Source organism: Phaeodactylibacter sp. (assembly GCF_040219495.1).
Taxonomy (GTDB): domain Bacteria; phylum Bacteroidota; class Bacteroidia; order Chitinophagales; family Saprospiraceae; genus Phaeodactylibacter.
Map to the genome: position 1 here is coordinate 51,011 of NZ_JAVJSK010000124.1, position 13,102 is coordinate 64,112.

General features: G+C 51.9%; 7 protein-coding genes. 6 read left to right on the forward strand and 1 reads right to left on the reverse strand.

The annotated features are described in order from the left end of the window. Positions 1-119: 119 nt before the first annotated feature. The 5 genes from RIC19_RS19885 (at position 120) to rbp (ending at position 4,380) form a co-directional block, all read left to right on the forward strand. Positions 120-563: a hypothetical protein gene (locus tag RIC19_RS19885; RefSeq protein WP_350180114.1), complete on the forward strand. Its 444-nt coding sequence runs from the start codon at positions 120-122 to the stop codon at positions 561-563. Positions 564-685: 122 nt separating this feature from the next. Beyond that, positions 686-1,252 (forward strand): hypothetical protein, encoded by a 567-nt coding sequence (locus RIC19_RS19890; protein WP_350180115.1) that lies wholly within the window; start codon positions 686-688, stop codon positions 1,250-1,252. Further along, a complete protein-coding gene (locus tag RIC19_RS19895) occupies positions 1,245-2,804 on the forward strand; it encodes an NAD(P)/FAD-dependent oxidoreductase (RefSeq protein WP_350180116.1) in 1,560 nt (519 codons plus the stop codon). The genes RIC19_RS19890 and RIC19_RS19895 overlap by 8 nt, the downstream gene beginning before the upstream one ends. 64 nt (positions 2,805-2,868) lie before the next feature. After that, positions 2,869-3,288, forward strand: coding sequence for a DoxX family protein (locus RIC19_RS19900; RefSeq protein ID WP_350180117.1), 420 nt, complete (start codon positions 2,869-2,871; stop codon positions 3,286-3,288). 582 nt (positions 3,289-3,870) lie between these two features. Next, a complete protein-coding gene (gene rbp, locus RIC19_RS19905) occupies positions 3,871-4,380 on the forward strand; it encodes an RNA-binding regulator (protein ID WP_350180118.1) in 510 nt (169 codons plus the stop codon). A 194-nt stretch (positions 4,381-4,574) separates the two neighbouring features. On the opposite strand, the gene RIC19_RS19910 is transcribed toward rbp, so the two are convergent. After that, on the reverse strand, positions 4,575-11,456 hold the full coding sequence (locus tag RIC19_RS19910; protein WP_350180119.1) for a T9SS type A sorting domain-containing protein: 6,882 nt from the start codon (positions 11,454-11,456) through the stop codon (positions 4,575-4,577). 275 nt (positions 11,457-11,731) lie between these two features. On the opposite strand from RIC19_RS19910, the gene RIC19_RS19915 reads away from it, so the two are divergent. After that, positions 11,732-13,102, forward strand: coding sequence for a sigma-54-dependent transcriptional regulator (locus RIC19_RS19915; protein ID WP_350180120.1), 1,371 nt, complete (start codon positions 11,732-11,734; stop codon positions 13,100-13,102).

A 13,102-nucleotide genomic window follows, 5' to 3' on the forward strand; every position in this document is an offset into this window, starting at 1 on the left:
TAGCTGTGAAGACGCTACGCTCCGGTTGAAATGAAAACAAAACAATACACCACCCAAGCCTTGTTTTTTACAAGAAAATTTTGTAATTTTTTCGTAAACCCAAACCAAAAGGAGGAACTATGAGAAAAAGCAACATCTACAATTCAACACTGACCATCCTCCTGCTGTTCGCCACTACAACCCTGATTGGGCAACAAGTAGAAAAGACGTTGGTCAAATCCTTCAATTTGAACGGGGCGCAGACGGTGTCCCTTAATGTCGATGCGCCGGTAGAAGTGGCAGATTGGGATCAGCCCTTTGTGCGTGTACAAATGCATATAGAGCTTGACAGAGGCACGGAAGCCCTGCTCAAATCCCTTGTACGTGCCGGCCGGTACAACCTAACCGCAGAAGAATCCGATCAGGTTTATGGTATTTCCGCACCCAACCTGGGCCGGGAGGTTACCATCAGCGGGCACCCCCTGAGCGACCGGGTTTCTTTTGTGATTAAGAAGCCACGCAATGTGGTTTTCAACCCGGCACAACCGGAAAATATGACCGAAGAAACAGCTTCGTCACTGTAAGCTCCCGCGGAGCAACTTTTAAAAAGAACAGAACGTTATAAGAGGTGTGCTGCTGAAAATGCGGCACACCTTTTATTTTGCCAAGGCGTTTTTTGCCTTTGGCCCACAAACCAGCAGTATCAATGAGAATCGGATCGATCCTAATAGGGCTGTTCCTGCTTAGCAGTCCTGCTCAGGCTCAGCTTAAAAAGACACTACACAAAGTTTTTGAAGTCCCGGAGACCGCTAATCAGCTGGTCCTCAATATCTATGAAGGGGACTCCTACGATGTTATCCCCTGGGCGGGCAATACTATAATGGCAGAAACAAATGTGGAAATGTACAAGGCCTCACGCGGGGTTTTTGATTTCTTCCTGGAAGAAGGCCGTTATGATTTTATCACTGCGCCTCAGGGTGACAGCCTGATTGTGAGTAGCAAGGATTTGCTCCGGCGCGTGATCAAATTAGAAGATGTGGAGGCGCTGGAGAAGGTACATAGCCGCATCTATATCCCCGATTACTTCGTTCAGCAGTCTCCCACGTTTTGGGAGCGGCCGGAAGAACAACAGGATCAGCAGCCAAAGCGCAAAAAGCTCAACCGGGAAAAAATGGACGTAAACGAGGAGCTAAAAGAGGCGGTGAAGCCTGCTGCCCCGGACTCTACAGGTACGAGTACTGATCCAGGCACCCAGAATGACGACAATGGTTAAAGAGTTGGAACTTAAGCTGAGCCCTTCGGAAGCTCAGGATGAAACGATCGTACATACCCGGGCTATACAGAAATGCCGGCTGCCTGCCGACACCGTGCAGGAAGTCCGCTTGCTAAGGCGGTCGGTAGATGCCCGTGGCAAGCGCCCGGCAATCCGGTTGCGGGTAGCGGTATACGCAGGCGAAAGCTATCAGCCCGAACCAGCCATTCTCGACCAATTTAAGATGGTGGATGAAGCCCCGGAGGTGATTATTGTCGGGGCCGGCCCGGCAGGCTATTTTGCTGCGCTGGAGCTTATTGAGCTGGGGTTGAAGCCGGTTATTTTTGACCGGGGCAAGGATGTGCAGGCCCGGCGCAGAGACCTTCGTGCTATTCAGCAATTTGATGAAGTCAACCCCGATTCGAACTATTGCTTCGGCGAAGGGGGGGCCGGCACTTACTCGGACGGTAAGCTCTACACCCGGTCCCACAAGCGCGGGAATATCGAAAAAGCCATGCGCCTTTTGGTAGAGCATGGTGCCAAAACCGACATACTGGTGGACGCTCATCCGCACATTGGCTCCAATAAGCTACCTAAAATCGTCAGTAATATCCGCGCCACTATTGAGCGTTACGGCGGTCAGGTCCACTTCGGGAGCAGCGTTACCGATTTTTTGCTGCAGGACGGTGTCATTAAAGGAGTAATCATTAATCACAGTACAGTACATACTGCCGAAGCAGTCGTTTTGGCTACGGGGCATTCGGCACGCGATATCTACCACCTCCTGCACCGCAAAGGCATCAGACTGGAAGCAAAGCCCTACGCTCTTGGCGTGCGCATTGAGCACCCGCAGCCCCTGATTGACGAGATACAGTACAATCAACGTCAGCGGGAAGAGGGGCTGCCAGCCTCCAGTTACCGCCTCGCCTGCCAGGTCGGCGACCGTGGTGTTTTTTCTTTTTGTATGTGCCCCGGCGGGCTTGTTGTCCCTGCCGCCACCGCCCCGGGCGAGCTCGTCGTCAATGGCATGTCCATGTCCAAACGTGATTCCCCCTATGCCAATTCAGGCACTGTAGTGGCCGTAGAACTTGAAGACCTCAAACCTTTTCAGCAGCATGGCGTCTTTGCAGGCTTAACTTTTCAGCAAAGTGTGGAGCAGGCTCTTTTCAATCATGGTGATGGCAGCCAGAAAGCGCCGGCGCAGCGGCTGACCGACTTCGTGAAGGGGAAGGTCTCCGGCAGCCTGAATGGGACCTCTTACATTCCCGGGCTTTATGCGGCGCCCCTGCACAACCTGCTGCCCGCCTCTATTGCCGGAAGGCTGCGGGAAGCCGTACAGGTTTTTGGCCGAAAAATGAAAGGCTACTACACTGAAGAAGCCAATGTGATTGGTACCGAAAGCCGGACCAGTTCCCCGGTCAGAATCCCCAGAGACCCTAAGACCTATATGCACGGTGATGCCCGGGGACTATTCCCTGCGGGTGAGGGCGCGGGTTATGCAGGAGGCATCATCTCCGCTGCTATGGATGGGCAAAACGTGGCCAGGGCCGTCAAAAGGTTCCTAAGCGAATAGTGCTTTTAAGCCGCAGCATCAAGTAAAAATACCCTACCTTTCGGCCTCCAAAAGACAACAGCTAATGAAAGATATTCTTGATTTGCTAGGCAGAGGAATGTTGGCCTTTATTTTCTTGTATGAAGCCTATGATTCCATTTTTTACTACGAAGCCACCAAGCAGCAGATGACCGCTTACGGGCTGGAGTGGCAGCAAGACCTGCTGTTGTTCGGGGCCATCATTTTGCTCACGATGGGGGGGATCCTGCTATTGATTGGCTATCGTACCGGGCTCGCAATGTTTTTCCTGTTGTGCTATTGGATTCCCGTTACCTTTATTGTGCACTCCTTTTGGCTCGACCCTGAGCCGCAGCGCCGCCTTGAGTCGATTATGTTTATGAAAAACATCGCTATCGTTGGCGGCTTGCTGATGGTTTGGGCCAATGGTGTAGGCAAGTACAGCATCAAACGGCTCTTTGCAACGACTCATGTACCTGGCAACTAAGACTATGTTTGGAGCTTGATCCTATTGCAAACCAAGGAGTTATGAACCCGCTCCAAACATAGTCTAAAAGCTTGGTGGTATTGTGCACTTCAGGCTGCTCTCTCCAAATTTCGTCCTGCTTTTCGTTGCTCTAACGCTATTTGGCGGGACAGGTCTTGATCTGGCAAAAAATCCTAATTCAGGCCTTGCACAAAACCTGCATTAATAAACTCTAAGGACTTGATTTTTATTCCGAATTTATCCTATATTGGGTTGTATTTACAGCACAATAGAAGAATTATACGCTCCGTAACCGGGGAACGATTGTACCGTATTTAGCCGACTTGTTCGTATCGAGGTAATAATTGATGCATCTATCATAACTAATGACCGCAAAAATATAAATACCCAATAGCGATATCCATATCATCTAGCCTTATTAAGCCAGCCTTCTATTGATCGCCCACTTTTGTACCGGCCTCCAATAATCCAAGACTGATTCGATAAGACGCTTTCGCACCTTTCGTGCGCCTGGTATGTGAGGGCTCTGCGCCCGGGTTTTCTTTTCAATCTTTTCCTAATCACCTTTTTAACTTTCTTGTGATGAATATTTTTGTTGCTAAGCTCAATTTTGACACAGACAGCGATGGTCTGCGCAATGCATTTGAAGCCTATGGAGAGGTAGACTCCGCCAAAGTTATCAATGATAAATTTACGGGTAAGTCCCGCGGCTTTGGTTTTGTAGAAATGCCAGATGATGAGCAGGCCATGAACGCTATCGAGGCGCTTAACGAGTCTGACCTGGACGGCAACACAATCGTAGTGAAAAAAGCGGAGCCGCGTGAAAAACGTGGCGGCGGTGGCGGTGGCCGCGGCGGGTACGGTGGCGGCGGCGGCCGCAGGAATGATTACGGTGGCGGCGGTGGTCGTGACCGTGGTGGCTATGGCGGCCGCAGGGATGATTACGGCGGCGGTGGCCGTGACCGTGGCGGCTCTGACGGTGGTCGCAGAGACGATTATGGTGGAAACCGCGACCGCGGTGGCTACCGGGAACGCCGTGACCGTGACGACTACCGCCCAAGACGAGATGATGACAATCGCCGCAACGATTAGGATGAATCAATCCGGAATACGCTCCAAACATGCTCTAAGGGTCTGACCAACTTGTTTACCCTTACCAGTCATACAGGGGATGCCTTCGGGTTATCCCCTGTATTTTTTTGCGCCCGCAGCCACAAAAAAAGCCAGGCGCACTTCCTGTACGCCCGGCATCATCATGAAACACTATATTTATCTTCTGGCCCGGATTAATCCGCCAGTATCATCATGCGTTTGGTGGCGATATGCGTCCCGGCCTGCAGAGTGTACTGCAGCAAACCTTCGGGTAAGCCCGCCTTGCTAAGAGTGGCTGTGTTATAGCCTTTTTGGCCTTCCTGCTCGATGGTCTTTACTACCCGGCCTGCAACATCGCTGATGGTAAGCAGGTAAGGGGTCCCTTCCGGCAATTCAAAACCAATCACGGTTTCATCACGGAATGGGTTCGGGTAATTCTGGTGGAGCTCAAACCGGTCGCTGGCATTAGCACCGTTGAGTCGGCCGTAGAACTCCAGCCCAAACTCATAGAGGTCGCCGCTCTCGCTATAAGCTTCCGCGATGGTCACTCTTGAGTTGGTACCCATTACTTCACTCAGGATCAGGCTCGTTTTAGCTCGTAGCTTGATAGAGAATAAGACGTCATTGGGTGCGAAGTAGTCGGCCAGCTCATCTTCAGACTTATTCCAGCTCAGGGTTACCATACCGTGGTCGGTAAAAGAGGTGCCGATGTACCGGGACTCCATGCGGCCCGGGATTACATCAAGGAGCTCAACAGCGTCCTCGTCAAAGTTGATCGTGCCCTGATAGCCACCTACCGACCGAATGTCTTCGGAAGTGATGTAGATGGTGTGCTCTTCATCTTGTTCCAGCTCACGGTCTTCGAGGTTGAGGACAAAGATGCCGTCAAAGTCCCGCTCATCAATACCCATCAGATTATTGGGCTGTGCATCTCCACTGACATCACCGATTTTGATGGCTACGAAATCCGCAGTGGCAATACCAGCCTGTGGGATATCATTGATGTTGAGCACCTCGGGGAACTGCTCTGCCCAGGGGTTTGAAGGGTTCGGGAAGATGTAGTCTGCTTCCACAAACCGCCAGCTGCTGTTGTTGGCCATTTCCAGCTCATCGCCCAGGATGAGCTTCCGCAGTACGATCATATCGAGCGTCGAGACATTGCCGGAGTTGTTCACATCAGCAGCGATAATCTGATAAGGCGTACTGAACGGCTGTATGCCGAGAATGTGCTTGTTCATGAGCAGTAAGTCAAAGGTAGAGACCCCGTTGAGGTCGTCCCCGTCACGTGAAGGCGTCACGGTATAATCCTGTCCTGGTACCAGCCCTTCGAAAGTAAAGGACCCATCTGCACCAGTGACCATCCATCCGCCGTTCTGACCGCTCAGGTTGACTTCTACTTCTTCCACATGGGCACCAGCCGGCGTTTCGATGCTGCCAGCAGCAGCTGCAGTAGGCTGCCCGCCGTTGCAGACATTATCGTTGTCCTGAACAAACAGGAAGGTTTCACAGCTTGTATTGTTTCCGGCAGGGTCCCAGGCGTACACTTCCACCATGACCAAGCCTGTATCGGCACAGCTGAAGTAGATGCCGGTGCTGTCTACATTGGGCTGATCGCCCAGCCGGTTGATGGAGTAGGTGATTTCACCAGAACAGTCCGTCAGGTCGCCGATCACAAAGTCATCTGCCCATACATCTCCAATGCCGCCGTCTGCAATACCGTCTCCGTCAGCATCGTGAGCATCAAGCTCCACCGCAAGCCCATTCAGGCAGGATAAGGTTGGGGTGGCACAGTCTACCACATCAAAAGGCAGGCTTTCAACCGTAGTATTGCCACAGCCATCACTCACCTGCACCTCGAAACGGTGGCTCCCGATCGGGAAGGACCCGCTGACTTCGTAGTTGGGGAAGTTGGCCACTACCATATTGGTAAGGGTAAGCTCCATATCCAGGGTGCCATTATTCTCTGCATCCAGGAAGACTCGTACTTGCAGAATATCGTTGTTGGCGGTACCGGTCACACAGTCATCGCTGACGCTGAAGTTGTAGTTCACTTGTGCCTCGCAGGTTTCATTATCCAGGCTACAGAAAGGAGAAGCCTGGGCAAAGCTGATCGTTGGTGCCGCTTCATCAAAGACCGAGATAACCTGTGTGTACTCGTAGAAGCCACCGGCATAATCTGCCCGCTGCCAGTAGTCGTCAAAGCCCTGGCAAAGGTTTTCACTCGCAAGTGGGTTATTGTTAGGCTCCGTCTCGTCATTGTCGCGGTCGATGTAGGTAAACCCATCCGGGCGGTGGAGGACAAATACGGCTTCTTCGCCGTTTTCAGTATTACAGTCGGGGTCTCGGCTCACAACGAATGGATCGCTTACCCCGTCGTACTGACACCAGTTCATCACGCGCCAGGTCCGGTATATTTTGTAGCATTCTCCGTTGGTGGGCTCGAAGATCTCGTCTTCAGAGCTAACCGCCAGCATGTCGCAGCCGAGGGCATTGTAGGTGACGCTGTCGGCGAGGGTAGCGCCGCAGACGGCCGCATTATCTGCCGGGAAGCGGATTTCGTAATTGTGCACCTGCTCCACGGTGATCAGTTGCTGGCAATCCCCTCCGCTCACGTTACCAAAGCCATCGGTAGCGGTGAAACGGCGCAGGATGGTACCGGCGTTACAGTTCATATTTACAATAGGCGTGAGCTCCGTGGTGGTTGCACCGCAGTTGTCATTGGCAGAAGCACTGCCAAAGAGCTGCTGAAGGCTCATTGTATTCTCAGCATCAAAGCCCAGGGGCAGGTCGGTGCAGTCAACGGTGACATCAGCCGGCGCTACGCACTCCGGAGCCGCTTGTTCTTCCGGGATGACCTGTACCATACAAGTATTGATATTGCCATGAACATCCACTACCCGCAGCTCGACCATAACCGGTTCTCCGGCATCGCAGCAGAAGAAGTCCACATAGGGGCCGAAGTTGGAGAAGTCGTTGCCACAGCTTCCGGTTGAGTTGTTGAAGCCGTTGCGGCGGACTGCCAGGTTTTCAATACCGCAGTTGTCCCAGGAGCCGTTGTTAATATCTGTTGCATAAACCCGGCCGTAGTCCTGCCCGCCAATCGAGACTACCGTGTTTTGGTCGCAAACGGCAGTAGGCGCTACGTTGTCTTCTACCTCAAAGGGGAAGTAACGTGTGGCACTATTGCCGCAGCCATCAGTTACTGTATAACGGAAGTAGTAGCTGCCAATCGGTATACCGGAAACGATCCGGCTGGGTGCATTCCAGCCGATGACGCGCACCACTACGGTATCTGTTTCGGTACCGGTCAGCTGACCGTTGTTGCCGAAGATGCTGTCTATTTCTTCTGCTACAATTTGGGTATGTACCTGATAATCGGAGCAGTTTTCTTCTACTACTGGCAATGGTGCCTCGAAAGCCGCATCGCAGCTGAAGGGGCTGTTGGAGTATACGGGCATGTCAATTTCCCCATCGTTGTTATAGTCAATATCGGGTGCGGTTATTACCGGCGCGGAGAAGTCGCCCACCTTGATCCACTGTTGATAGGTATAGAGCGTGCTCATATCGCACCAATCGAAGACCTGCCAGGTCCGTGCAAACTTAAAGGCACCTGCGCACAACGGAATCTGGGGGCCATCCTGGAACGTAGCGGCTACATCACAGAAGGCATATTTCAGTTCGGTCACTCCAAACACCCCGTTGATGTAGGGGTAGCCGGTAACAGAAGGTGCCGGGTAGCCATTAGGCAAGGTTTCGTATACAGCCTGGCAATCAATAGGCAGGTTGTTGGGGGGCAGGTTGACATCCAGTTCGGGGTCAGGGCGCTGCAGGGTGATGGTCTGCTGTGCTGTAGCGCTGTTGCCCGCCGCATCCGTGACGGTGAAAGTCCGTGTAATGGTAATATTCCCACAGTCACTACCTTGGCTGTATGTATCTTCAAAAGTAAGGGTTACGTCCCCACAGTTGTCTTCAATGGTTGGCGTGCCGGTATACTGCAGACTTGCAGGGTTGTTCAACAGGGAGTCCAGGTCCTTGCAGAACAGCGGCTGATTAAAGGTGACCGGCGAGAGGGCGAAGGGCGAAAAGGTCACCGTTTCAGCCATAGCAGCGTTGTAGGTGGTGTCGTAAAGCCCAGCCTGCCCCGGCCCGTCAGCCAGTATGGTATAGGTGTAGTTGCCCGTCTGTCCGGGTTGCTGAGAAGTGGTAAGTACGGTATAAGTCTCCCCTTCTGTCAGGAATACATTCAGGGCAATGTATGGAATGCCAGTGCCCGTGGTGCCTTCCAGGTTGGTACCTTCCACTACAATATTGTGGCAAGGGTTGGACGGGCTGTAACTTCCATCGAAGAGCGCCATAGCAACCAGCCCATCTGCAAAATCAGAGGTCAGCAGGAAGGTGTAAAAACCAGTAGCGTCTACTTCCACTGTTTGCAGGTTGTAGTAGCGGGCGCCGTTGCTGCTCAGTCCATCGAGGCAAATGTAAGTCGGAGCGTTCATCGTAGGCATGGTGTCAGTCAGTGCACCTTGCAGTACGTATCCGTTGGAGTTGATGATCGCCTCGTCTGTATCTGCCGGCGCGATTACGGTCGGCGCTTTGTTGTCAATGCCTTTGATGTAGCCCCAGCATGGGATGAAGCCCGTTCCTGCATCAACGCCAGGTGCCAGTTCGATTTCATAAGAGAATAAACCGTGGCCGTCCAGGATGTTACCATTGGTAGGGTCTGTGTCGGCAATGCTGATGCTGAAATCGGCATCAGTCAGGCAACCGAAGTTGCCGTCCAACAGCATGTCGGGGGTGATTGTACGCTGGCACGCTGCATCCGTGACGGCGTTGATTTGATCGTTGCACGCCAGGTTGGCCATTTGGGCGGTATCCTGCGTGATGCCAATGCTGAAAGATACCTGGCGAGTGTTGTCGTGGTCATCGGTTGCCACAACATTCACAGTATACAGGCCGGGGTTCAGGTTGGCGCAGTAGGTGTCTCCGGTGGTATTCGTAACGGGGAATAAGCTGCCACCGTTGCCAATAAGCTGAATGAATGGGGTCACCTCATCCGAACAGTCATCTATCGCTTTGATTTGGAAGCAGACTTCCGTCAGGCTCGCTTCGCATGCATTCAGGTGCTGATTGAGGTTTTGATTCGGATAAATGATGATGGGGGCAATCGTATCTGGTTTGCTGATGATGTTAAGGCGGGTATTTGATTCGGTAATATTGCCGGCCCCATCGGTATAGATGACGAGCAGCTCTGCGCTATCGAGGCTTGGTGTGAGCAGGACCGGGTAGACAAAAGTACCCAGCTCCGACAGGTTGTTGTCAAAGTCAATCGCTGAGCCATTAAGGGTGGTTGTCAGGTCATCGCCACTGATCACGGCGTCGCAATCATCATCAATCTGTACCTGCAGGTTAATCCATAGGGAGTCCTGGCAGTAAGGTAAAGCATAGGTGAGGTTCCCGGGGAGGGTCACCTCAGCAGGGATATCAGCTTCCTGCACGACTTCCAGCAAGATATTGCTTACTTCCACGCCCTGGTAGGATACGTTCAGGCCATAAATTCCGGGGCTCAGGAAGCCCGAAAGCTCGAAGTAAGCGAAGCCGCTCTGCACGCTGGTGTAGCCTACGTTTAGTGGTGCTCCCGTGACTTCAATATCAGGCTGGACATTAGTGCCCGGCGTAATATTGCAATCAAAAATATTTCCGGAAAAGATGGTAAAAGCTTCGGTTTCACAGGCGGTGACGGTATACTGGGTATTGCCGCTCACATCCACGATCGGGGCCGGGCTTTCGCCTTGCACTATGGTAATGTCGAAACTGTAGGTTGCGGTATTGCCGTAGTCGTCAAAGGCTTCATAGCCCACCGTATAAGTGCCCGGGGTCAGGTAAGAGCCGGAAGCCGGCCCTTGGGTTTGGATAATTTCTGCGTCGATATCACAATCATCAATTGCAATGACAGACCAGTTTACCGGTACTTCATTGTCGCAGGATGGGGTCTCCACCAAGAGCGAACTGGGCCCCTGGAATACCGGTGGGCGGTTGTCCTTGATTTCGATTTCAAATTCGGCAGTGATTTGGTTGCCATCTGCATCGGACGAGGTAATGGTCAATAGGTTTGTACCAATAGCCGCAAAGCCCTCGAGCACATAAGCGCTGCCGGTATTGATCAGATTGATGCTGCCGCCCGGGAATACCGCTGCATTGTTTGTGAAGGTTTGGATGGTTGCGCTCACCTGTGCGTTATCGCAGTTGTCGTTGGTGGTGATGAACCACAGGAACTGTAGCCCACACTCCCCCTCCGGTAAGTTGAAGGTGGAAAATGCAGGAGGGGTGATACCGATATTCGATGTGATATCCAGAGTGGGCATCATATCATCAGTAGAGGCAATAGAAAAGTCTATGCTCATACCGTCTATACAATCACTGCTCAGGTTGCACATACCCGGGTCATTCAGGGTAACCGTAGCTGTGTAATCGCCAACGGTCAGGTTGTTGAAGGTAACAAAATTGCCGCTCGTTGTCATCTGGCTAGTGCCTTCGACGGTGATGTTGTACGTAGCGCCGCACCCTTCATCGTTGACTACGAGCATGGCCATGCCATCTGCTGCGTCCGGGCAGGAAGTGCCTTCAGAGCCGGCTAGGGCCAAAACGGGCAAGAGGTTTTGTATCTGGTCCCCCTGTATGGTTCCCTGAGCGGAAGCTGCGGTGGTGCCGTTGCATTCAGAAGTTACAGCAAAGGTGTAATCGGTTCCTGGCGTCAGTGATCCGGCAACAACCGTGAAAGCGGTATCCCCTGTGTTCGCAAAGTCGAGGACAGGATTGCCACCATTCATGATATCAACGGAATAGGTTGCTGCGCTGGGAGCAGGAGTCCAACTTATTGTAACTGAACCATCGCAGTTGTACTGTACCGGGTTCAATACCGGTGCGGTACAGTTGGGCATCTGGAATGCTTCAGTACTACCATAATCATTGGCCCGGGCCTGGGTATTTGCGAAAAGCAAGATGGCCAGTAGCAGGCTCATCAGTGGCACAGGCTGTGGGGGGTACTGCTTTGTCCGAAGGTTAAGTAAGTTGTGCATGGTACATTAGTTTTGACAATACGGTTTACAGGCAAGCCCCGGTCGTTTCACCGGCTTGCGATCAATCGGTTAATGAATAAATGGCCCTTTCGGGCATTGAAAGCGGTTCTGTAGGGGGGCGTGCAGACCGTTTGGCAGGGCTGTAAAAAGACCTGCACTGAATACATTTCAACAACCGTGCCAAAAACGGCATGAAGTGGTTTTCCTTAGCGCCATGCTAGGAATATTGCACCATAAATAATATCTTACCCATAAACTTGTTTGCTGTATAATTCATGGATAAATCCTTTAGAATATTTGTCGTCGAAGACGACCCTGTATATATGCGGATGCTGCGCTACTTTCTGGAGCTCGACCCTGAGCACGAGGTGCACGCTTTTGCTACCGGCGCAGCTTGCCTGGCGAAGCTCAGCCTCAACCCTCATCTGATTTCTCTGGACTACTCGCTTCCCGATATGACCGGGGAAGAAGTGCTGGAGCGTATAAAAAGTTACGATGAGCATATACAGGTGGTCATGCTATCCGGGCAACAGGACGTAGAAACCGCCGTAAAGCTCATCCGGAACGACGGGGCCTATGACTACATCACCAAGAATGAAGATTTTCGGGCCCGGCTGGAGAATGACATTCGGCAAATCAAGAAGAAGCTTGACCTTGAGGAAGAAGTAGACCAACTACGGCAGGAAGTGGCTGTTAAGTATGAATTCAGCAAGTCGGTTATTGGTGGCAGCCCGGCTATGCAAAGGGTTTTCCGATTGATGGAAAAAGCAGTACGGACCAATATCACCGTATCTATATATGGAGAGACTGGTACCGGGAAAGAGGTGGCGGCAAAAAGCATCCACTATAATTCTATACGCAGAGACGGCGGCTTTGTGGCCGTAAATATGGGGGCTATTCCCAAAGACCTGTTGGAGAGTGAACTCTTTGGGTACGAGAAAGGCGCCTTCACCGGTGCTGTTGCCCGGAAGAAGGGGCGGTTTGAATTATCGGATAAAGGGACGCTTTTTCTGGATGAGATCGGCGAGGTGGACCTCAACCTGCAAGCCAAGCTGCTCCGGGCTATTCAGGAGCGGGAAATTGTACGGGTAGGAGGGGAAGAGCCCATCCCCTTTGATGCCCGCATCATCATTGCGACCCACAAAGACCTGGGGGAGGAGGTTAAGAAAGGGCTGTTCAGAGAAGACTTGTATTATCGCTTACTTGGCCTGACGATTGAGCTGCCGCCCCTGAGGGATCGCGGCAATGATGTACTTCTGCTGGCCAACGCTTTCTTAAAGGAGTTTCAGCAGCAGAACAATCTGGGCAATCTTAATTTGACCAAGGAAGCGAAGAACAAACTCCTGGGTTATAGCTTTCCTGGCAATGTGCGGGAGCTTAGAGCTGTAATTGAACTGGCTGCGGTCATGGCCGATGAGCAGGAGGGTATACTCGCTGATGATATTCAGTTTAGAAGTATACGGAAGGAAGACGCTTTCCTGACCGAAGAACTGACTTTAGAAGAATATAAACGGCTGATTATCCATCATTTTCTGAAAAAATATGAGGATGATGTTATCCGGGTCGCCAAAAAACTGGATATTGGTAAATCCACGATTTACCGAATGCTTAAGGAAGAAAAGGAAGATATCAACAATGTTGGATGA

Coding starts and splice junctions, on each gene's coding strand:
- RIC19_RS19885 (WP_350180114.1), top strand. CDS start 120: ATGAGAAAAAGCAACATCTACAATTCAACACTGACCATCCTCCTGCTG.
- RIC19_RS19890 (WP_350180115.1), top strand. CDS start 686: ATGAGAATCGGATCGATCCTAATAGGGCTGTTCCTGCTTAGCAGTCCT.
- RIC19_RS19895 (WP_350180116.1), top strand. CDS start 1,245: ATGGTTAAAGAGTTGGAACTTAAGCTGAGCCCTTCGGAAGCTCAGGAT.
- RIC19_RS19900 (WP_350180117.1), top strand. CDS start 2,869: ATGAAAGATATTCTTGATTTGCTAGGCAGAGGAATGTTGGCCTTTATT.
- rbp (WP_350180118.1), top strand. CDS start 3,871: ATGAATATTTTTGTTGCTAAGCTCAATTTTGACACAGACAGCGATGGT.
- RIC19_RS19910 (WP_350180119.1), bottom strand. CDS start 11,456: ATGCACAACTTACTTAACCTTCGGACAAAGCAGTACCCCCCACAGCCT.
- RIC19_RS19915 (WP_350180120.1), top strand. CDS start 11,732: ATGGATAAATCCTTTAGAATATTTGTCGTCGAAGACGACCCTGTATAT.